Below are 19,467 nucleotides of genomic sequence, written 5' to 3'. Positions count from 1 at the left end.
CAAACATGTCCGTATCGGATGGATCGCGTCCTTCGACGTCACCAGATTACGTCGCCGCGAGCGCGCACGCCTTCGGCCCGGGGCGCCACCTGCGCTCTCGCTCGAAGGTGCTCCCGGAGCACGCCCGCGGTCACAACCGCGCTCTCGTTCTGCAGACTCTCTACCACTCGGGTGCGATGAGCCGGGCAGACCTCTCGCGAGAGACCGGCCTGACGCGAGTCACGATCTCAGACCTCGTCGCCGAGTTCATCGCCGACGGCATCGTCGTCGAGATGGGAGTGCGTGAGACGGTCGGACCGGGCAAGCCTCCGATCCTCATCGACATCGACCGTGTCGGTCATCAGATCATCGGGCTCGATCTGTCGGGCCCCCACGCGTTCGTGGGCGCTCTGCTCAGCCTCGACGGCGACGTGCTCGAGCGCCGCGAAGTGCCACGACCTGAGAGCGCAGACGGCGATGCCGCGTACGCCGCCACCCTCGAACTGGCACGCGCGCTCGCGGAGACGGCCACGCAGCCCATTCTCGGTGTCGGAATCGGCAGCCCGGGCGTCGTGCGTCCGGACGGCGTCGTGCTCAGCTCGCCGAACCTGGGGTGGAGCAATTTGCCACTCGAGGCGAAGCTCGGCATCGATCTCGATCTGCCGGTCCTCGTGCGCAACGATGCCAACGCCGCCGTTCTCGCCGAATACACGTTCGGCGAGGCGAAGGCCGACTTCATGCTCATCAAGATCGGTCGTGGAGTCGGGGCAGGGGTCATCACGGGCAGCCAGCCGCTTCTCGGCAGCCGCTTCGCCGCGGGCGAGATCGGCCACGTCGTGGTGGGCACAGACGGTGGGCCCCGATGCGCGTGCGGCAAGGACGGATGCCTCGAAGCCTGGTTGAGCGAGACGCGACTGCGCCCAGCCATCGCGGCCGCTCCTGACTCGCGCGAGGAGATCCTCCGCGACGCCGGCACACGGATGGGCATCGCGATAGCCCCGATCGTGGCGGCCCTGGACCTGTCCGAAGTCGTGCTCTCGGGCCCGGAGGACCTGCTCGACGGAGTGCTGATCGACGCTGCGGTCGAGACTCTGCACGCGCGCACGCTCGAGGGAGTCTTCGAGGATGCGCTCATCCGGCGCACCCACCAGGACGACATCGTCCTGCGCGGCGCCGCCGTGATGGTGCTCTCCAGCCAGCTGGGTGTCTCGTGAGCCGCGTTCGCGGAAGCGACCGCGACCTGAAGCCGAGCAGGAGCTCCATCCGATGACGGATGCGATCACCGTCGGCCTGTCCGGTCGGCCCATTCGAGTGGGCCTGGATGTCGGCGGCACCAAGATCGATGCTGTGGCCGTGTCGCCCGACGGAGAGATCCTGGCGCGGCTGCGCCGTCCGACCGGATGGGGCGAGGATGCGGTCATGGTCAGCATCCTCGATGCCGTCGACGCTCTCGCCTTCGAAGGAGGGTTTGCCCGCTCTGCCGTCGAGTCGGTGGGCGTCGGCATCCCCGGTCTCGTCGACGCGGACACCGGCCGAGTCCTGCACGCCGTGAACCTCGGCGTCGAGTCGCTGGATCTCGCCGGTCTGGCCGGCGGACAGCTGGGAGTCCCCGTGCGCGTCGAGAACGACGTGAAAGCGGCCGCGCTCGGCGCGGCTGTGCTGCGCGGCATCGACGGCTCCATGGCGTACCTCAATCTCGGCACCGGTGTCGCTGCCGGCATCGTCGTCGACGGCACGATCTGGCGTGGCGCGCGAGGAACCGCCGGCGAGGTCGGTCACCTCTCGGTCGACCCGAACGGTCGGCTCTGCGGCTGCGGGCAGCGCGGATGCATCGAGACCTTCTGCGGCGGTGGCGCGCTCGCCCGTGCCTGGAATCGGCCGGGGGCTCTGCCGGTCCGCGACATCCTCGACGCGGCTGACGCGGGCGACGAGCGCGCCGTCGGGCTGCGCGCAGACCTGTTCCACGGTGCGGCCGCGGCTGTGCGGGCCCTCGTGCTCTCCGCAGACGTCGAACGTGTGATCATCGGCGGCGGCCTCACCTCGCTCGGGGAGCGGCTCCACGCGGGCGTCCGTGGCGCGCTCCAGGCCGGCGCGGAGGCATCGCCCTTCATGCGTTCACTGCATCTGGACGACAGGATCGAACTGCTCCCTGCCGGCTCTCCCGCCGCGGCCTTCGGTGCTGCGGTCGTCGGCGCAACCACCCCCTCTAAGGAGATCGTTTCCCATGGCTGAAGTCGTCATCGTCGAGAACGCAGAAGCAGCAGGCGCACTGGTCGCCGCGGAGATCGTCGAGCTGATCGACGGGCGTCCGGATGCCGTGCTCGGCCTCGCCACCGGCTCGACGCCTCTCCCCGTGTACAAGGCGCTGCGGGAGAAGCTCACGGGTCGCGACGTCTCGCAGGTGCGCGGCTTCGCGCTCGACGAGTATGTGGGGATCGACCCGGCTCATCCCGAGAGCTACCGCTCGGTCATCACTCGCGAGGTCGTGGAGCCCCTCGGGCTCGACCCGCGCCGGATCCATGTACCCAACGGAGCTCAGGACACGATCCAGCATGCGGGCGACGACTACGAGACGGCCATCGAGGCCGCCGGAGGAGTGGATCTGCAGATTCTCGGCATCGGCACCGACGGACACATCGGGTTCAACGAGCCGGGGTCGTCCTTCGCCTCGCGGACGCGCGTCAAGACGCTCACGGTGCAGACGCGTGAGGACAACGCCCGCTTCTTCGACTCGATCGACGATGTGCCGAAGCACTGCATCACCCAGGGGCTGGGAACGATCCTGCGTGCGCGTCACCTCGTGCTGCTGGCCTTCGGCGAGGGCAAGGCTCAGGCCGTCGCGGATGCCGTCGAGGGGCCGCTGTCGGCCATCCTCCCCGGTTCGGCCATCCAGCTGCATCCGCACGCCACCGTCGTGGTCGACGAAGCCGCCGCGTCGCGGCTCAGGCTCTCCGACTACTACCGCTACACCTACGCCAACAAGCCGAGCTGGCAGGGGATCTGACCTGATCGGCGCTCAGGGGCGCGTCGCAGGCCACGCGAGCGGCAGCAGGTGCTCGAGGCTGAGCGGCGCCAGCGGCAGCGTCTCGGCGTCGGCGGGGGTGATCCACCGCAGCTCGGCGAGCTCGGCCTGCACCACCACCTCCGCGGCGGCGATGGACACTGAGAACGCGTCTGCCACGACCCGGTGACCCGGCTCGTTGGCCGCCTCTGAGACGAACGTTCCGAGAGGCTCGAGATCGGCCTCGTCGAGTCGCAGTCCGAGCTCTTCGTGCAGCTCTCGGATCAGCGTCTGCGATGGCGTCTCGCCGGGCTCGGGTTTGCCGCCCGGCTGCATGAAGCGCGTGGTGCCCTGCTTGCGGACCACCAGCACCCTGCCGGCGTCGTCGACGATGACCGCCGCGCTGACACGGATGTCAGGCATCGGGTGCGAACACCTTGCCGGGGTTCAGGATGCCGAGCGGGTCGAACACCCGGGTGATCTGACGCTGAAGCTCCCACTGGTCTTCTCCGAGCTCGTCGGCCAGCCAACGGCTCTTCAGCGTTCCGATGCCGTGCTCGCCGGTCAGAGTGCCGCCGAGCGCGATCGCGGCCCGGAACAGCTCGTCTGCGGCGGCCCAGACCTCAGCGGGGGGCTCGGCGCCTTCGAAGATGAAGTTCGGATGCAGGTTTCCGTCGCCCGCGTGCGCCACCGTGGGAATCGTCATCGAGTACGCCTTCTCGATCCGGGCGATCTCGTCGAACATCGCGGGCATCGCGCTGCGCGGCACCGACACGTCTTCGATGAGGGTCGTGCCGAGAGCGGACATGGCAGGGTGCATCGCTCGGCGGATCGCCAGCAGGCGCTCGCCTTCCTCCCGGTCGTGCGAGACCTGCGTCACACCGTCGTGAGCCGTCAGGATCTCGGCGATCGTGGTCGCTTCGGAGACAGCGGCCGGGCCATCGGTCTGAATCGTCAGCTGCGCGCTCCCGGCGGCGGGGGCCGGCAGCTCCAGCAGGGCGGCGACCGCGGCGAGGCTGGCGGAGTCCATCAGCTCCATGATCGCCGGCTGCGCACCCGAGGCGGTGACCGCGGCGGATGCGGACGCCGCTGTGCGCACGTCGGGGAAGATCGCCGTCACCGTGCACGTGGTTCCCTCGACGAGTCGGCGCAGCTTCAGGGTGGCGCCGACGACCACGCCGAGAGTGCCTTCCGAGCCGATCACGAGAGAGGTGAGGTCGAGTCCCGTCACGCCTTTGACGCTGCGATGACCGAGGCGCATCAGACGGCCGTCTGCCAGCACCAGATCGACCCCGAGGACCGCGTCCTTCACGACACCGTACTTCGCGCAGAGCAGCCCGCCTGCCCCGGTGGCGATGTTTCCGCCGACCGTCGAGATCGCGCGGCTGGCGGGATCGGGAGCCCACCAGAGTCCGTGCTCTGCCAGTACATCGTTGAGGTCGGCGTTGAGGATGCCGGGTTCGACGACGGCGAGCAGGTCGTCTGCGCGGATCTCGTGGATCGCGGTCATGCGGCGGGTGGAGAGGACGATCTCGCCGTCGCCGCCGTTCGCCGCCCCGGCGAGCCCGGTGCCCGCCCCGCGCACCACGACGGGAGTCTCCGTCCGGGTGGCGATACGCATCACGGTCTGGACGTGTTCGACGGTCTCTGCATGCACGACCGCGAGCGGATGACCTGGAGCTGCGTGTCCTGACCGGTCGGCGCGCGCCTCTTCGAGGATCGCGGCATCGGTGTCGACGATGTCACCGAGTGCGGCGACGAGCTGATCGAGAGCGCTCATCGGATGCGACGCCGCCCGCTCACCACGCCGGCTCCGACAGCGACCACGGCGAACGCGGTGCCGATGATCGGCTGATCCATCAGCCACCACGCGATCGTGACACCGACGTAGATCAGCAGCTCGACCACGACCCGCAGGAACGGGTGCAGACGCAGCACAGGCCGCGGTGAGAGGAAGAGCGCCCAGATCAGGATCACGACGATCGGAGCGCCGATGCCGATGACGATGTTCCAGGGGAACGGCCACATCGCGAAGCCCCACAGTGCGAGCGTGCCCACGGCGACGATCAGTACCACCGATCGAACGATGTCGAGGGGGGCGATGCGGGGGCGGTCGACGCCGGGAACGGAGGCGGGATCCTGGGACATGGATCCAGTCTATTCGCCGCCGATCGCGGGTCAGAGCGCGGGGACGGCCTCGTCTGCAGCGGGGGCGACCTCGTCGACGCCGGGCGCAGTCTCGTCGACGGGCGCGCCCTCTTCCTCGACCGTCGGCTCCATCGGAGGAGCGATCTCCGCCGGAGCGGAAGGCTCGACGGGAGCGGCCGGTGCGGGAGCCGGGGTCTCAGGAAGCACTTCCGCATCCGGAGCCTCGACCGGACTCGCGGGTGCCGTCTCGTCCGGGGCTGCGGGTGCGGCCTCGTCTGTGGGAACCGGGGCGGGCGCGACCGTGTCGTCCGGGGTCGGCACTACGGTCGCGGTGTCGACGGGATCTTCGGCCGGAGCACCGCACGCGGGCGCGAGCAGGACGGATTCGAGGGTCACCCCGAGCGCTGAGAGGCTGGTGGTGACCGGCAGGACCGGGCCGGCCGCCGTCACATAGTGGATCTCCACGGTCGTGGGGAAGAGGAGCTGCGTGAGCCTCGGTCGCAGTCCGATCGTGCCGGTTCCGGCGTCACTCAGCGATGTGCTGTCGGCACCGCCGTGGCTACCGCCGAGCAGAGCTTCGATGTCGGCGCCCGGGTCACCGGACACGTCCAAGGTCACGTAGGTGATCGCTCGAGCGTCGAGACAGATGTCGGCGAGGCGCACCACGATCGGGGTCGTAGGTGTCGCCGGTTCGCCGGGGGTCTCTTCTCCGGGGGTCTCCTCACCGGGAGTCTCCTCACCGGGGGTCTCTTCTCCGGGGGTTTCGCCGCCGGGGGTCTCTTCTCCGGGGGTTTCGCCGCCGGGGGTTTCGCCGCCGGGGGTCTCCTCACCGGGAGTCTCCTCACCGGGAGTCTCCTCCTCGGGGGCGTCCTCATCCGGTGACGGCTTCGATGTCTCGTTCGGAGCGGGGGGTGCGACGATCGCGGGCGCGATGTCCTCGCCCGGCTCCGGGGTGACGGGCGCTTCGACGGGCGGTACCGGTTCGGGGTCGAGGTCCGAGTCCGCGTCGTCGACGATCGGCGTCTTCTCATCGGACATCGATTCGTCGGGCCCGACGTCGGCACTGATCGACGAAGAGTCCTTGTCGCCGGCGCTGGGAAGCGATGCGACCGGTGTCACTCCGGTGAGGGTCGGGACGATCGTGGCAGCCGCCACGACGCCCGCAACCACCAGGGCTGCTGAACCCGCGCCGACGAGTGCGCCGACACCGCTGAAGATGCCGCCGCTCGCCGCGCTGCCTGCGCCGCCTGCAGCAGTGCCGCCTCCTGCCGCTCCACTCGTGGAGCCGCCCGTGGCCGTCGTTCCCGCGCCTGCGGCGACGACGGCACCCTCGGTGATCCCGGAGGGCATGGCTGCAAGCGCGACGATCGGCGTGCCTCCGCCCTGGAGAGTGGCGAGATATCCGGCGGCGCCTGTGACGCCGAGGACGAGCGGCAGCAGCACGAGGGCGAGTCGCGTCGACACGTCCTTCGCCTCAGCGGCGACGATCATGCAGCGTGCGCAGTCCTCGAGGTGCTGCTCGAGACGGTTGTGATCTCGCGTGCTGAGATTGCCGCGCGAGTACGCGCCCAGATGCTCGATGGTCCATTGGCAGTCGGAGCCGGCCGCCGCACTGCGGAGGTGTGCTTGGATCCACGCCTCGCGAAGCCCTTCGCGTGCACGGAACGCGAGCTGCGATACGGCGCCCGCCTTCATGCCGAGGAGCGTCGCTGCCTCCTGAGGCTTCATCTGCTCGATCTCGGTGTACCAGAGCACCTCCTGCCAGCGGGAGGGAAGGCTGCGGAACGCCTGCGCGGTCAGGCTGCGGTCGAGGGCCTCGTTGGCCGCCTGGTCTGTGCTGTCGGGGTCGGCCACGCTGTCGAGCTCGTCGATCGCAGACTCGCGCCGAGAGCGGCCCCAGGCGGCGGCGGTGTTGCGGATGCTCGTGAACAGATAGGCGCGGAAGGAGCCGTTGGGTCCGCCGCCCTTGATGATCGCCTGATAGATGCGGGTGTAGGACTCCTGCACGAGATCGTCGGGGTCGATCGACGAGGTGATCGACCGAGCGACGGACATGCCGGACGGGTAATGCCGCCTCCAGAGTTCGCCGAATGCCGCTGCGTCACCCGAGCGGGTGCGCAGGACGAGATCGGCGTCGGCGATCGTTTCGTCGTGCGAAGTGCTGTCCTGATCCACAGTCATCCATCTGTCGTGGAGCGCGAGTGCGCCTCCACATGAAGAGACGCGTGAACCCCATTTTCATCACGCGCCATCACCATTCTCTCTCCAATCTCTCAGCCCTGCCACCCCTTCCGGGAAACTGTTCGCAGAATTCTGCGAACCCGAAAACCCCTGATCACGGGCGGATCGACCGATCCTGGCGAGCTTCCTGAAAAAAAGATCTGAGAAATCGCGTAATGAATCGGCGTCGACGTCGTCTCATCAGGAGAGACAGCCATGGGGCTCCACCGGGGGGCGGAGCTCGGGCGCTGGTGCAAGGGGTAAGTGCACCGGCATGGCGGGTCGGGCACCTCGGGGGAGGAGCGCTCGGCCCGCCAGCTCTCGCACATGGGAGGGAAATGTGACGGGGCCGCCGATCTGGGGAACGGCGGCCCCTCACCCACGCAGAGATCATGGCCGGAGTGCGCACGTCCGCGCGCGGATGCGCCCGCGACATCTCGCCGCGCGGTACGGGGTTACGGGCGAGCGCCCACCCACACGCGCTCGACCTGCAGGTGCGCATCGAGCAGCACGGCGTCAGCGACGTAGCCGACTGCGAGACGGCCGAGTCGATCGCCGTATCCGACCGCGGCTGCCGGAGTCTCGGTGAGAGCGCGCACCGCCTCCGCCAGCGGCGCTCCCGCAGCGATCGCCCGGCGCAGCGCGTCATCCTGGGTGAGCGTCGACCCCGCGATCGAGCCGGTGTCGTCCGCCCGCGCGATGCCGTCCTCGACCGTCACGCTCACGGCGCCCAGGTCATAGTGCCCGTCGGCGCTGCCCGCGGCAGCCATGGCGTCGGTGACGAGCGCCACGCGGCCGGGTGCCGAGTCGAACACGAGCTTGATCACGTGTGGATCGAGGTGCACGTCGTCGGCGATCACCTCGAGCACCACCCGGCGATCGCCGGCCGCCGCGAGCACGGGCCCTGGCGCACGATGGTGGATGCCGGGCATGGCATTGAACGCATGGGTCAGCACCGTCGCACCCGCGTCGAAGGCTGCCACAGCCATCGCGGCGTCCGCGCTCGTATGACCCACCGCAGCCACTGCTCCGGCGTCGACGATCCGTCGGATCGCGTCGAGTCCGCCGGGGAGTTCCGGTGCGATCGTCACCTGCCGGATCGTGCCGCGGCCGGCCTCGAGCAGCCGAGCGACATCATCGCCGCCCGGGGCCAGCAGCAGCGTCGGCTCGTGTGCTCCATGATGCGCGGGGTCGAGGAACGGCCCCTCCAGATGCGAGCCGAGGATGTCGGCATCCGTCTGCATCAGGTCGGCGATCAGCGCCACGCGCTGCGCGAGGGCGTCGACCGGCGCCGTGACGAGTGAGATCACCGATCGGGTGGTGCCGTGGGAGCGGTGCAGAGCACGAGCCGTGCGGATCGCCTCTACGCCGTCGTCGAACGAGGCGCCGGCACCGCCGTGGCAATGGATGTCGATGAAGCCGGGCGTGAGCACGGCATCCGGTCCGGCGATGGCTGTCGCATCGACGACCTCGTCTGCAGCGCTCCACGTCTGCCCTGTTCCGACGGCGACGACCAGGCCGTCTTCGATCCGCACCCAGGAGTCCGCGATCTCGGACCCGTGGTCGATCAGTCGGGTCGAGTGGATGACGAGCGATCCGGTCGCCGGGGAATCGGTGGTCATCGTTCGCTCCAGGGGATCTCGGCTGAGGGGTGGAAATCGACGCCTTCAGCCTTCCACAGCGGAGCGAGCCCAGCGAGCCGCACGCGGAACGACTCCCAGTCCCGACCTGCGGCGCTGCGCGCAGACCAGGCGACCTCGGCGTGAGCGGCGGCCCGGGGGAACACCAGCTGCTCGACATCGCTCAGGGTGCGAGTGGTCTCGCTCCACAACGGAGCCTCGATGCCGAGGATCGCCGACTCAGGCACGTCGAGCACCGCGGTCGGCTCCCATTCGTAGGCCGTGCGGACGTCGATGATCGCGGCCCAGGTCAGCCCGAGCGGGAAGTCGGCGGTGTACTTCATGTCGAGGTACGCGACATCTGCGGTCGACATGATCAGCGCGCCGCCGCGCTCGACGAAGTGGGCTGCCTCTGCGGCGTGCGAGCCCTCGGGCGTCGTCTTGCCCCAGTACTGCCCGATCGTGCCCTCGGCGATGTCGTTCGCCGCGCCGACCTCGTGCCACGCGAGGGGGATCTTGCCCTCCTCGAACACGATCGCGGTCGCGCGCTCGACGAAGTGATCGAAATCCGCCTGCGGGGTGCCGAGTGATTCGTCTCCGCCGATGTGGATGAACGGACCAGGCGTCATCTCGGCGAGCTCTCGCACGACGTCGCGCACGAACTCGTACGTGCGCTCCTCGTGGATGCGGACGCTCGAATGCCCGACGCCCCACCCGAGATAGGGCTCTCCGGCCACGGGGAGCGGCTGATCGAGGCGCACCGATTCGGCGATAAGGCTGTCGTTCATGACCGGGTCCTCGACGAGCTCGGGGTATGCGACGCCGATGGCGTGCGTGTGCCCGGGGAGGTCGATCTCGGGAATCACGAGCATGTGCCGCTCGGCTGCGTACGCCACGATCTCGCGGTAGTCGTCCTTGGTGTAGAAGCCTCCGGGGTCGCCGAGCGAGGCGGTCGACGACGCGAGCTCGGTGAGCTTCGGCCATGCGTCGATCTGGATGCGCCACCCCTGATCGTCGCTGAGGTGCAGGTGCAGATGGTTGAACTTGAGCGCGCTGGTGCTGTCGATGAACTTCTTGACCTCGTCGACGTCGAAGAAGTGCCGAGTGACGTCGAGCATCACGCCGCGGCGCTCGAACCGCGGTGCGTCCGCGACCTCGGCGCGCAGCAGCGCCCAGCCCTCGTCTCCGTCGCGGAGCAGCTGCAGCAGGGTCTGCACTCCGTAGAAGAGCCCGGCCTCGTCGCCGCCGACGACCTCGACGGAATCGGTGACCCTGAGCGTGTAGCCCTCGGGTGCGACGGAGGGATCGACGCGCAGCACGATCGCCGAGGTCGTGTCTGCGGTGTCTGCCGTGTCGGGGGAGAGGGTGAAGCGGATGCCGGTGCGCCGCTCCGCGGCATCGATCAGCTGCTGCGCGGCGGGGGAGTCGCCGATGACTCGCGTGCTCCCGGAGACAGGCAGTCGACCATCGCCGGCGATGACGGAAGCGGGAAGAGGAACGAGGGGCATGGAATGGGGAAGGACCATGAACAAAACCTACCCTGCACAGAGCCGGCAGCCCAGGGAAATCCGCTATGCTTTCTCACGTCGCGACTGGCGTCTGGGTGGACTACCACCGGGGAGCGACTGACCACGGAATTCGACCGCGCGCCTGGGCCGATAGGTATACCCCTTCGAATCCGTCGTCAGAGGAGCAAGTCATGACCGATCGTTACTTCAACGCCCCGCTCGCCGAGGTCGACCCCGAGATCGCACAGGTTCTCGACCGCGAGCTCCAGCGTCAGCAGACGTTCCTCGAGATGATCGCATCCGAGAACTTCGTGCCCGTCTCGGTGCTGCAGGCTCAGGGCTCGGTGCTCACCAACAAGTACGCCGAGGGCTACCCCGGGCGTCGCTACTACGGTGGCTGCGAAGAGGTCGACGTCGCCGAATCGCTGGCCATCCAGCGTGCCAAGGACCTCTTCGGCTCGGAGTTCGCCAACGTCCAGCCGCACTCGGGAGCGTCGGCCAACGCCGCCGTGCTGCACGCGATCGCCCGCCCCGGTGACACGCTGCTCGGCCTCGCGCTCGACCAGGGCGGTCATCTGACGCACGGCATGAAGATCAACTTCTCGGGCCGTCTCTACGACATCGTCGCCTACGGCGTAGACCCCGAGACCTCGACGATCGACATGGACGAGGTGCGTCGCCTCGCGATCGCGCACAAGCCCAAGGTCATCATCGCCGGATGGTCCGCCTACCCTCGCACCCTCGACTTCGCCGCCTTCCGCGCGATCGCCGACGAGGTCGGCGCCCTGCTCTGGGTCGACATGGCGCACTTCGCCGGTCTCGTCGCCGCAGGCCTGCACCCGAACCCGGTGCCGCACGCGCACGTCGTCTCGTCGACCGTGCACAAGACCATCGGCGGCCCCCGTTCGGGCTTCATCCTGACGAACGACCCCGAGATCGCGAAGAAGATCAACACCGCGGTGTTCCCCGGGCAGCAGGGCGGTCCTCTCATGCACGTGATCGCCGCCAAGGCGACCGCGTTCAAGCTCGCGGGCACCGCCGAGTTCAAGGAACGCCAGGAGCGCACGCTGCGCGGAGCATCGATCCTCGCCGAGCGTCTTTCTCAGCAGGATGTGAAGGATGCCGGCATCGGTGTGCGCTCCGGCGGCACCGACGTGCACCTGGTGCTGGTGGATCTTCGCGACGCAGAGATCGACGGCAAGCAGGCCGAAGACCTGCTGCACGACATCCACATCACCGTGAACCGCAACGCGGTGCCGAACGACCCTCGTCCGCCGATGGTCACCTCGGGCTTGCGCATCGGAACCCCGGCGCTCGCGACCCGCGGTTTCGGCGACGCCGAGTTCACCGAGGTCGCCGACGTGATCGCCCTCGCGCTGCTGCCCGGCGCCGACGTCGAGGCGCTTCGCGCTCGTGTCGACGCGCTCGCCGCAGTCTTCCCGCTCTACCCGGACCTGCAGCAGTGACCGCGAAGATCCTCGACGGCAAGGCGGCGTCTGCCGCGATCAAGGCCGAGCTGACCGAGCGTGTCGCCACGCTGAAGGCGAAGGGCATCGTCCCCGGCATCGCGACCGTCCTCGTCGGCGCCGATCCGGCATCCCAGCTCTACGTCGGCATGAAGCACCGTCAGTCCGAGGCGATCGGAATGAACTCGATCCAACGCGAGCTGCCGGCCGATGCCACGCAGGCCGACGTCGAGGCGCTGATCGACGAGCTGAACGCCGACCCGGAGTGCCACGGGTACATCGTGCAGCTGCCGCTGCCGAAGCACATCGACACGGATGCGATCCTCGAGCGGATCGATCCGGCGAAGGATGCCGACGGCCTGCACCCGACCAACCTCGGTCGGCTCGTGCTCAACGTCAACAGCCCGATCCACACGCCGCTGCCGTGCACGCCGCGCGGTGTGATCGAGCTGCTGCTGCGCAACGACTACGACCTCACGGGCAAGCACGTGGTGGTCGTCGGACGCGGGGTGACCATCGGTCGGTCCATCGGTCTGCTGCTGACCCGTCGCGACCTCAATGCGACCGTGACCCTGACCCATACGGGCACGGTCGACATGCCGCGCTACCTGCGCGAGGCCGATGTGATCGTCGCTGCTGCGGGCGTCAAGCATCTCATCCGCGCCGAAGACGTCAAGCCCGGAGCCGCGGTGCTCGATGTGGGCGTGACGCGTGAGACCGACCCGGAGACCGGCAAGAACCTGGTCTTCGGAGACGTGCACCCCGATGTCACCGAGGTCGCAGGCTGGGTCTCGCCGAACCCCGGCGGCGTCGGCCCGATGACGGTCGCGCTGTTGATGACGAACGTCGTGGAGGCGGCCGAGCGGCTCGTCTGAGCCTGATCGGTCCCGATCTGCGCATCCGGTCCCGATCTGCTGACCTCTCCCGTCAGATTCGTCCGCGAATCGGGGCGGGGTCCGCAGATCGGGACCTTCTGCGTTCAGCCGAGCTCGTCGAGCATGCGTCGCTGCTCGGGGGTCAGCCCGTCCTGCAGTTCTTGGCGCGCCTCGGCGGTGGCCGGTGCGGCGGAGGATGCAGATGCGGCGGTGGTCTTCCTGCCCGAGACCCTGCCCTGCACGGCGTCGTAGAGCTCGCCTGCCTTCGCCCGCAGCTTGTCGTCGACCCGGTCGTAGATCATCCAGCCGAAGAGCAGGAAGAGCGGTGGGAGCGCGTAGCTCCAGAACCCCGAGGCGCGGACGCCGCTCAGCCAGACGACAGCCGCCCAGATGATCAGCTCGACGAGGTAGACGAGGACGTACTGGACGACCTTCTCGCCGGCCTTCGTGCGATCCGATGCCGACTTCGCGGCAGCCGTGCGGAACGCGCCCGTGAGCAGTGGTTTGACGAAGAGTGCCGCGAGAGTCAGGACGACCGCGGCCCAGAGGGCGTGGAATCCGACCGAGACTCCGGCGGACAGCAGGCCGATGAGCAGCAGGACTGCGACATTGAAGACGTAGAGCGCGGCGAACCGGATGATTCCGTTCTTCATGCGACCAGACTTCCACACTCCCGGATGCGGTGGCACCTCTCACACCGCCTCGGTTGCGGTCAACGCGCGGGGAAGGCGCGCTCGACCGCATCCACCACCGCGGCGTAGACGGAGTCCCACGGCGCGAGCGGGGGAGTGACTCCGGCGAGCTCGAGGCTCACGGCTCCGTGCACCTGTGCCCAGACGGTCAGCGCCGAGGCCATCACCTCGGCCTCGTCGACGCGTGGCGAGAGCGCGCGTACGAGGGGCGCCATCGCGGTGCTCATGGTCGCATCGTCGGGGCGGCAGTCCTCCGTGGCCACCCCGCCGCCGAACATGAGGCGATAGAGCGCCGGGTTCGCCATCGCCCACGCCCGGTATGCGAACCCCAGTGCGCGCAGCCCCCGTGGTTCGGCGGTCGCCTGAGCCTCGCCGAAAGAGGCGAAGCCGTGCTCGATGACGGCGACGAGCAGCTCGGTCTTTCCGCCGAACAGGGCGTATACGGCCGAGGTCGAGGTGCCGGCGTTCTGGGCGATGTCACGGAGACTGATCCGTTCGGGGCCCTTGGCGTCGACCATCTCGGCTGTCGCGTCGAGGAGACGGTCGCGCAGAGCGTCGTCGTAGAGAGGGGGTCTTGCCATGGCGTTGATCTTATCGTAACGTTGTTGCATAACGCAGTTACATAACACTGTTCTCAAGGGGTGCCTCATGGCTCAGCAGGTCTTTCCCGGTCGGTTCACCGCGTCCCCGGAGCGATCGGACATCACCGTCTTCCTGATCGGGATGCGGGCGAACCGCTGGTGGCAGATGGGGCGTGTGATGCGCACCGCGAGCAAGATGCCGCCGATGCTGCAGCACCTCGCGACCCACGAGGATGCCGGGATGCTCGGTGCGCACAGCTGGTTCGGGCGCACGACGATCCTGCTGTCGTACTGGGAGAGCCCCGAGCATCTGCAGCGCTTCGCCGCCGACCGCGACGCTCCGCACCTGCAGCCGTGGCGCGACTTCATGCGGACCCTGCAAGGGAGCGGCAGCGTGGGAGTCTGGCACGAGACCTATCAGGTGCCGGCGAACGATCTCGAGGCGGTGTACGTCGACATGCCGGTGTTCGGACTCGCGGCGGCCACCGGACACGCACCGATCGGGCCCGGAACGAAGACAGCGCGTCAGCGGCTGGGCCGTTGACGCGCTGCGCTCGGTGAGAGATCAGCCCTGCGGGTGCAGGCTGCTCTCGATGTTGGTGATGCGCGCCTGCTCGTCGAAGCGGAACGTCGCGGTGCCGGTCGCATCGGCGACCGTGGCGCCCGAGAAGGACTCGTCGGCCCAGGTGAGGTTCCAGCCGGCGAGGCGGGCGGCATCCCAGACGGCCGTGCGGGCATCGGACAGCGCCAGATCCGAGAGGATGCGGGGAAGGACGATCGCGGCCGACCCGACGGTGAGCGGAGGAAGAGGGGCATCGAGGAGGAACACTGCGTAGGTGCCTCCGCCGACGGGCGCGAGGTAGTAGGGAGCGCGGCCGGTGAGCTCGACGGCCACGGCGCCCACGGTGTGAGCGGCGGCGGTGATCCATTCGGCGTCTCCGGCGGCGTCGGCGGGGAAGGGGAGTTCGGTCTCGCTCAGCTCGGCGATGCCGTGCTGGACGCCGTAGTCGCGAAGCTGTGCGGCGATTCCCGCCGGGTCGCCCTGCGGATGCGCCCAGGCCCAGAGCAGCGAGCGCGGACCCGGGGCGATCGTCGCGACGAGGTGGGCGCGGGAGACGAGCTGACGGGTGGCTTCGGTGTTCGAGGTGAACGTGAGGGTCCCCGCCGCCATGTCGGCATCCCAGCGGTGATCGCCGAGGTCCTCGAGGGCGGTGGCCAGGGAATCCTGGCGGAGGGAGGAGAACAGTGCAGCACGGTCTGCGAGCGGCTGGAGCGCGGCGAAGGTCATGCCCCCAGTGTCGCCCGGATTGCTATGAATCCGCCAACTCCTGTCGTGGGGACACCGCATCGGCAGGACGGCCCATGCGCCAGACGCTCGGCACCATCAGGGTCACCACCGCGAGCGATGCGTAGAGGACCCCCGAGGTGACCAAGACCGTCTCGACGTCGCTGTGTGTGATGAGCCAGCCGTATACGAGAGTGCCGATCGGCATCACGACGTAGCTCCCCAGCATGTCGTAGCTCGAGACGCGCGACAGCTTGTCGCCCGGCACGTTCTCCATCATCGCGAGGTTCCAACCGGTGCTGAAGACTTCCGCTCCCGCGCCCGCGATGAAGGCGGCGACGGCCAGCAGGATCACGGCGGGGTGCACGCCGAGGACGGTCAGAGGGATCGCGAACGCGGCCATGCCGATCATGCCGTAGCGCAGCGGTCGCTTGAGCGGGAACCACATCAGGATGAGCGTCATCAACAGGATGCCGACGCCTTCTGCGCTGACCACCCACCCCCAGCCGGCGACCCCCAGACGCTCGTCGTTCTTCGCGATGTACGGACCGACGACGCCCCAGGCGCCGATATGGATCGCGTTCATCACCATGAAGGCGAGCACGATGACCCACAGCCACGTGCGACCCCAGAACTCCAGCCATCCGACCCGGAGGTCATGGAACATCGTGGTTCCGCCGGCATGATCCGGGGGAGGGAGCCTGACCATCGCCAGGACGGGGATGGCGATGACCCAGCCGATCCCCTGCACGACCATCGCCCAGGCGGGGCCGGCTGCGGCGACGACGATGCCGGCGATGATCGGGCCGCCGATCGTCGTCGCGGAGCGCACGAATGACAGCATCGCGTTCGCCTGCTGGAGGTGCTCGGGGGAGGTGAGCTGAGGGATGATCCCCTGCATGGCCGGCAGCACGAACGCGGTCGAGGCTCCGTTCACGACCGACAGCAGCGCGAGCAGGGGAACCGTGGCGGTGCCGCTGAACAGGAGCGCCGCCATAGCCCCGACCGACAGGATGTCGATGACGTAGCAGGACTGGATGATGAGAGCGCGCGGCAGTCGGTCGGCGATCACTCCGCCGAACAGCAGGAAGACGATGTTGCTGACCGTGAAGGCGGCGAGCACGAGTGACAGGGAACGGGCGTCGTTGTCGATCCCGAGCACCGCGAAGGCCAGCGCGATCGACGACATCGACCCGGCGACCAGCGTGATCGCGCGGGCGAGGAAGAACCAGCGGAATCCCTTGTCCTGCATCGCGGCGAGCGCGCGGATCATGACGGCGCCCCGCTTCTCTGCATCCGTCAATCCTGCCACCGCGACGGGCGGCGCGGGCGTCAGTAGCTGGCGCGGGTCGCGTCGTCGGAAGCCGGGACGAACCGGGCGGCGAGCGCCTCGGATGCCCGCGCGAGCATGGCCACGTCGGCACCGACCGCCACGAAGTCCGCTCCGGCGGCGATGTAGGCGTCGGCGGCTGACGGGTCGAAGGTGTTCACGCCCACGGGCTTGCCTGCGGCCTTCACCGCGGCGAAGACCTGCTCGACCGCCGACACGACCTCGGGATGCGTCTGCTGGCCGAGCAACCCCATCGATGCAGAGAGGTCGGACGGGCCGACGAACACCGCATCCACTCCGTCGACCGCGGCGATCTCGGCGGCGGCCTGCACTCCTGCTGCCGTCTCGATCTGCACCGTGAGCGACGTGTGCCGTGCCGAGTCCTGCAGATACCCGTCGACGCGGTTCCACCTGGCGCTGCGGGCGAGCGCGCTGCCCACGCCTCTCACGCCCTCGGGGGGATACCGGGTCGCCGCGACGGCGGCACGCGCCTCATCGACCGAGGAGACCATCGGCACGATGAGGTTCTGGGCGCCGAGATCGAGCACCTGCTTGATCGCGACGACGTCGTTCGAGGAGACCCGCACCACCGGAGTGATCGGATAGGCGGCGACGACCTGCAGCTGCATCAGCGTGGACTCCAGCGTGTTCGCCGAGTGCTCCATGTCGATCAGCAGCCAGTCGAGCCCTGATCCCGCGGCGACCTCGGTCACGAGAGGGCTCCCGGAGCACGCCCACATGCCGATCAGCGGACGGCCGGACGAGCCGAGCTGCTCACGGAAGGAGGGGCTCAGATGAAGCGGCATGCGATCGTTCCCATCGGTCCGTAATCGCACAGCACCTCGTCGCCGCGCGACACCCACATCGGGCGTGTGAACGATCCTGCCAGGATGATCTCCCCGGCCTCGAGACGCGCGCCGTGCTGGTGGAACTTGTTCGCGAGCCACGCGACACCGGTTGCGGGATGGCCGAGCACGCCGGCTGCGACGCCGGTCTCCTCGATCTCGCCGTTGCGCGACAGCACGCCGGGAACCCAGCGCAGGTCGATCTCGTCGGGCCGCTTGCGCACGGTGCCGAGCACCATGGCGCCGTATGCGGCGTTGTCGCTGATCGTGTCGACGATCGTGCGGCCCTCGAGCTCGATGTGCGAGTTCAGCACCTCGAGCGCGGGAACCGCGTAGTCGATCGCCGCGAGGGCATCGTCGAGCGTGCAGTCGGGGCCCTCGAGCGGATGCCCCAGCACGAATGCCAGCTCGACTTCGATGCGCACGTTCGAGAAGTGGTCGACGGGGATCTCGGCGCCCGACTCGTAGACCGTGTCATCGAACATGACGCCGTAGTCGGGCTCGGTGATGCCCGTGGCCTGCTGCATCGCCTTCGACGTCAGCCCGATCTTGCGACCGACCAGGCGTCGTCCGGCGGCGATCTGCGAGTCGCGCCACACACCTTGGATCGCGTACGAGTCCTCGACGGTGGCCTCGGGGTAGCGCGCCGTGATGCGCGGGATCACCGAGTGGGTCCGGTCGGCCTCGGCCAGCTCCGCGGCGATCTGCGTGACGGTGTCTGGTGACAGCATCCGTTCCCCCTCAGAGCTGATGGCCGAGCTTGTACTCGCCCTGCTTGTACTCGGGCATGGACTCGTCGTCGTCGGGACGCGTGTACGAGAACCCGTCGGCGCCGATCGTGACGGCCATCTCCGAGCTGTCGGTGCGGGCGACGACCGGCTGCGGGTTGCCGTCGAGATCGAGCACCAGCGAGGCCTCGGTGTACCAGGAGGGTACGACCGGGTTGCCCCACCAGTCGCGACGCTGGTTGTCGTGCACGTCCCACGTGATGACGGGGTTGTCCGGGTCGCCCGTGTAGTAGTCCTGCGTGTACACCTCGACGCGGTGGCCGTCGGGATCGCGCAGGTACAGGTAGAACGCGTTCGAGACGCCGTGGCGGCCGGGCCCGCGCTCGATCGCGTCGGAGCGGCGCAGTGCTCCGAGCTTGTCGCAGATCGCGAGGATGTTGTGCTTCTCGTGGGTCGCGAAGCACACGTGGTGCATGCGCGGCCCGTCTCCGCCGGTCATGGCCGTGTCGTGCACGGTGGGCTTGCGGCGCATCCAGGCCGCGTAGACGGTTCCCTCGTCGTCCTGGATGTCCTCCGTCACGCGGAAGCCCAGGTCCTGCATGAACTTGACGGCGCGGGGCACGTCGGGCGTGACCTGGTTGAAGTGGTCGAGACGCACGAGCTCGCCCGGGATGTGCAGGTCGTACCGCCACGACATCCGCTCGACGTGGTCGGACCGGTGGAAGAACTCGATGGGGAAGCCCAGGGGGTCGACCACGCGCACGGAGTCGCCGACGCCCTTCACGAAGCCTTCGGGGTTGCGGCGCACGTCGCATCCGAGCTCGGTGTAGAACGCCACCGCGAGGTCGAGATCCTCCGGTGTGCGCACGCGGTACGAGAAGGCCGCCACCGCGGCGATCGGGCCCTTGCGCAGCACGAGGTTGTGGTGGATGAACTCCTCGGTCGAGCGGAGGTAGATCGCCTCGTCATCCTCTTCCGTGACGTACAGTCCCAGGACGTCGACGTAGAACACCCGGGACGCCGCGAGGTCGGTGACCACGAGCTCCATGTAGGCGCAGCGCAGCACGTCGGGAGGAGTGCTCTCGGGGGTGGGGACGGGGTTGTCCGTCTGGATCGGAGCCTCCTGGCTCACGTAGTAGCCCGAGGAGGTCAGCGTCTTCGCAGTCTTGTCGGTCATCGCGGGTCCTTGA

At 68.7% G+C, this 19,467-nt stretch carries 19 protein-coding genes and 1 riboswitch; of the genes, 6 read left to right on the top strand and 13 right to left on the bottom strand.

The window, feature by feature from the left end; genetic code table 11:
* The first annotated feature begins 5 nt into the window (after positions 1 to 5).
* The 3 genes from QMA07_RS01945 to nagB are packed head-to-tail and all read left to right on the top strand — an operon-like array spanning position 6 to position 2,983.
* Positions 6 to 1,193 carry an ROK family transcriptional regulator gene (locus QMA07_RS01945; RefSeq protein WP_290159586.1) on the top strand — a complete coding sequence of 396 codons (1,188 nt, stop codon included), beginning with the start codon at positions 6 to 8 and terminating at the stop codon, positions 1,191 to 1,193.
* A 52-nt stretch (positions 1,194 to 1,245) separates the two neighbouring features.
* Positions 1,246 to 2,211, top strand: coding sequence for an ROK family protein (locus QMA07_RS01940; RefSeq protein WP_290159585.1), 966 nt, complete (start codon positions 1,246 to 1,248; stop codon positions 2,209 to 2,211).
* Positions 2,204 to 2,983 carry a glucosamine-6-phosphate deaminase gene (gene nagB / locus QMA07_RS01935; protein ID WP_290159584.1) on the top strand — a complete coding sequence of 260 codons (780 nt, stop codon included), beginning with the start codon at positions 2,204 to 2,206 and terminating at the stop codon, positions 2,981 to 2,983. The genes QMA07_RS01940 and nagB overlap by 8 nt, the downstream gene beginning before the upstream one ends.
* Positions 2,984 to 2,995: 12 nt before the next feature.
* Here the strand turns inward: nagB and QMA07_RS01930 are convergent, their stop codons facing one another.
* The 6 genes from QMA07_RS01930 to QMA07_RS01905 all read right to left on the bottom strand — a co-directional run bounded on the left by QMA07_RS01930 (position 2,996) and on the right by QMA07_RS01905 (position 10,493).
* Positions 2,996 to 3,403: an NUDIX domain-containing protein gene (locus QMA07_RS01930; RefSeq protein WP_290159583.1), complete on the bottom strand. Its 408-nt coding sequence runs from the start codon at positions 3,401 to 3,403 to the stop codon at positions 2,996 to 2,998.
* The gene (locus tag QMA07_RS01925; protein ID WP_290159581.1) at positions 3,396 to 4,760 is read right to left on the bottom strand and encodes an FAD-linked oxidase C-terminal domain-containing protein; all 1,365 of its coding nucleotides are present in this window, start codon (positions 4,758 to 4,760) and stop codon (positions 3,396 to 3,398) included. The genes QMA07_RS01930 and QMA07_RS01925 overlap by 8 nt, the downstream gene beginning before the upstream one ends.
* Positions 4,757 to 5,128: a YrdB family protein gene (locus tag QMA07_RS01920; RefSeq protein ID WP_290159579.1), complete on the bottom strand. Its 372-nt coding sequence runs from the start codon at positions 5,126 to 5,128 to the stop codon at positions 4,757 to 4,759. The genes QMA07_RS01925 and QMA07_RS01920 overlap by 4 nt, the downstream gene beginning before the upstream one ends.
* Before the next feature lie 30 nt (positions 5,129 to 5,158).
* Positions 5,159 to 7,309, bottom strand: a complete 2,151-nt coding sequence (locus QMA07_RS01915; protein WP_290159578.1) for a sigma-70 family RNA polymerase sigma factor — start codon at positions 7,307 to 7,309, stop codon at positions 5,159 to 5,161.
* 494 nt (positions 7,310 to 7,803) lie between these two features.
* The gene (gene nagA, locus QMA07_RS01910) at positions 7,804 to 8,970 is read right to left on the bottom strand and encodes an N-acetylglucosamine-6-phosphate deacetylase (protein WP_290159577.1); all 1,167 of its coding nucleotides are present in this window, start codon (positions 8,968 to 8,970) and stop codon (positions 7,804 to 7,806) included.
* Positions 8,967 to 10,493, bottom strand: coding sequence for a beta-N-acetylhexosaminidase (locus tag QMA07_RS01905; RefSeq protein ID WP_290159576.1), 1,527 nt, complete (start codon positions 10,491 to 10,493; stop codon positions 8,967 to 8,969). Before QMA07_RS01905 ends, nagA begins: the two co-directional genes overlap by 4 nt.
* Positions 10,494 to 10,545: 52 nt before the next feature.
* Positions 10,546 to 10,630, top strand: a riboswitch (ZMP/ZTP riboswitch).
* A gap of 36 nt (positions 10,631 to 10,666) precedes the next feature.
* Here QMA07_RS01905 and glyA point away from each other — a divergent pair.
* Positions 10,667 to 11,941 carry a serine hydroxymethyltransferase gene (gene glyA / locus QMA07_RS01900; protein ID WP_290159575.1) on the top strand — a complete coding sequence of 425 codons (1,275 nt, stop codon included), beginning with the start codon at positions 10,667 to 10,669 and terminating at the stop codon, positions 11,939 to 11,941.
* Positions 11,938 to 12,816 (top strand): bifunctional methylenetetrahydrofolate dehydrogenase/methenyltetrahydrofolate cyclohydrolase, encoded by an 879-nt coding sequence (locus QMA07_RS01895; protein ID WP_290159573.1) that lies wholly within the window; start codon positions 11,938 to 11,940, stop codon positions 12,814 to 12,816. Before glyA ends, QMA07_RS01895 begins: the two co-directional genes overlap by 4 nt.
* A 104-nt stretch (positions 12,817 to 12,920) precedes the next feature.
* Here QMA07_RS01895 and QMA07_RS01890 read toward each other — a convergent pair whose 3' ends face one another.
* Entirely contained in the window at positions 12,921 to 13,469 is a 549-nt protein-coding gene (locus QMA07_RS01890) for a hypothetical protein (RefSeq protein ID WP_290159571.1), read from the bottom strand.
* Between the two features lie 59 nt (positions 13,470 to 13,528).
* Entirely contained in the window at positions 13,529 to 14,089 is a 561-nt protein-coding gene (locus QMA07_RS01885) for a TetR/AcrR family transcriptional regulator (RefSeq protein ID WP_290159569.1), read from the bottom strand.
* A 67-nt stretch (positions 14,090 to 14,156) separates the two neighbouring features.
* On the opposite strand from QMA07_RS01885, the gene QMA07_RS01880 reads away from it, so the two are divergent.
* Entirely contained in the window at positions 14,157 to 14,633 is a 477-nt protein-coding gene (locus QMA07_RS01880) for a DUF4188 domain-containing protein (protein ID WP_290159568.1), read from the top strand.
* Between the two features lie 21 nt (positions 14,634 to 14,654).
* On the opposite strand, the gene QMA07_RS01875 is transcribed toward QMA07_RS01880, so the two are convergent.
* From QMA07_RS01875 to hpaD, 5 genes are read right to left on the bottom strand one after another with little or no spacing between them, the layout of a single operon-like run.
* Positions 14,655 to 15,377, bottom strand: coding sequence for a DUF6882 domain-containing protein (locus tag QMA07_RS01875; RefSeq protein WP_290159566.1), 723 nt, complete (start codon positions 15,375 to 15,377; stop codon positions 14,655 to 14,657).
* A gap of 22 nt (positions 15,378 to 15,399) precedes the next feature.
* Positions 15,400 to 16,677: an MFS transporter gene (locus tag QMA07_RS01870; RefSeq protein WP_290159565.1), complete on the bottom strand. Its 1,278-nt coding sequence runs from the start codon at positions 16,675 to 16,677 to the stop codon at positions 15,400 to 15,402.
* A gap of 29 nt (positions 16,678 to 16,706) precedes the next feature.
* Positions 16,707 to 17,510, bottom strand: coding sequence for an HpcH/HpaI aldolase/citrate lyase family protein (locus QMA07_RS01865; RefSeq protein WP_290159564.1), 804 nt, complete (start codon positions 17,508 to 17,510; stop codon positions 16,707 to 16,709).
* Complete coding sequence (locus tag QMA07_RS01860) at positions 17,495 to 18,280, bottom strand: fumarylacetoacetate hydrolase family protein (RefSeq protein ID WP_290159562.1); 786 nt, start codon at positions 18,278 to 18,280, stop codon at positions 17,495 to 17,497. Before QMA07_RS01860 ends, QMA07_RS01865 begins: the two co-directional genes overlap by 16 nt.
* A 10-nt stretch (positions 18,281 to 18,290) precedes the next feature.
* Positions 18,291 to 19,454: a 3,4-dihydroxyphenylacetate 2,3-dioxygenase gene (gene hpaD / locus QMA07_RS01855; protein WP_290159559.1), complete on the bottom strand. Its 1,164-nt coding sequence runs from the start codon at positions 19,452 to 19,454 to the stop codon at positions 18,291 to 18,293.
* Between the last annotated feature and the right edge of the window lie 13 nt (positions 19,455 to 19,467).

Source organism: Microbacterium sp. APC 3901 (assembly GCF_030407765.1).
Taxonomy (GTDB): Bacteria; Actinomycetota; Actinomycetes; order Actinomycetales; family Microbacteriaceae; genus Microbacterium.
This window is presented reverse-complemented; position numbering and strand designations above follow the sequence as displayed.

What these genes read in the sequence shown, in the direction of transcription:
- QMA07_RS01945 (WP_290159586.1), top strand. Translation starts at nt 6, where the DNA reads ATGTCCGTATCGGATGGATCGCGTCCTTCGACGTCACCAGATTACGTC.
- QMA07_RS01940 (WP_290159585.1), top strand. Translation starts at nt 1,246, where the DNA reads ATGACGGATGCGATCACCGTCGGCCTGTCCGGTCGGCCCATTCGAGTG.
- nagB (WP_290159584.1), top strand. Translation starts at nt 2,204, where the DNA reads ATGGCTGAAGTCGTCATCGTCGAGAACGCAGAAGCAGCAGGCGCACTG.
- QMA07_RS01930 (WP_290159583.1), bottom strand. Translation starts at nt 3,403, where the DNA reads ATGCCTGACATCCGTGTCAGCGCGGCGGTCATCGTCGACGACGCCGGC.
- QMA07_RS01925 (WP_290159581.1), bottom strand. Translation starts at nt 4,760, where the DNA reads ATGAGCGCTCTCGATCAGCTCGTCGCCGCACTCGGTGACATCGTCGAC.
- QMA07_RS01920 (WP_290159579.1), bottom strand. Translation starts at nt 5,128, where the DNA reads ATGTCCCAGGATCCCGCCTCCGTTCCCGGCGTCGACCGCCCCCGCATC.
- QMA07_RS01915 (WP_290159578.1), bottom strand. Translation starts at nt 7,309, where the DNA reads ATGACTGTGGATCAGGACAGCACTTCGCACGACGAAACGATCGCCGAC.
- nagA (WP_290159577.1), bottom strand. Translation starts at nt 8,970, where the DNA reads ATGACCACCGATTCCCCGGCGACCGGATCGCTCGTCATCCACTCGACC.
- QMA07_RS01905 (WP_290159576.1), bottom strand. Translation starts at nt 10,493, where the DNA reads ATGGTCCTTCCCCATTCCATGCCCCTCGTTCCTCTTCCCGCTTCCGTC.
- glyA (WP_290159575.1), top strand. Translation starts at nt 10,667, where the DNA reads ATGACCGATCGTTACTTCAACGCCCCGCTCGCCGAGGTCGACCCCGAG.
- QMA07_RS01890 (WP_290159571.1), bottom strand. Translation starts at nt 13,469, where the DNA reads ATGAAGAACGGAATCATCCGGTTCGCCGCGCTCTACGTCTTCAATGTC.
- QMA07_RS01885 (WP_290159569.1), bottom strand. Translation starts at nt 14,089, where the DNA reads ATGGCAAGACCCCCTCTCTACGACGACGCTCTGCGCGACCGTCTCCTC.
- QMA07_RS01880 (WP_290159568.1), top strand. Translation starts at nt 14,157, where the DNA reads ATGGCTCAGCAGGTCTTTCCCGGTCGGTTCACCGCGTCCCCGGAGCGA.
- QMA07_RS01875 (WP_290159566.1), bottom strand. Translation starts at nt 15,377, where the DNA reads ATGACCTTCGCCGCGCTCCAGCCGCTCGCAGACCGTGCTGCACTGTTC.
- QMA07_RS01865 (WP_290159564.1), bottom strand. Translation starts at nt 17,510, where the DNA reads ATGCCGCTTCATCTGAGCCCCTCCTTCCGTGAGCAGCTCGGCTCGTCC.
- QMA07_RS01860 (WP_290159562.1), bottom strand. Translation starts at nt 18,280, where the DNA reads ATGCTGTCACCAGACACCGTCACGCAGATCGCCGCGGAGCTGGCCGAG.
- hpaD (WP_290159559.1), bottom strand. Translation starts at nt 19,454, where the DNA reads ATGACCGACAAGACTGCGAAGACGCTGACCTCCTCGGGCTACTACGTG.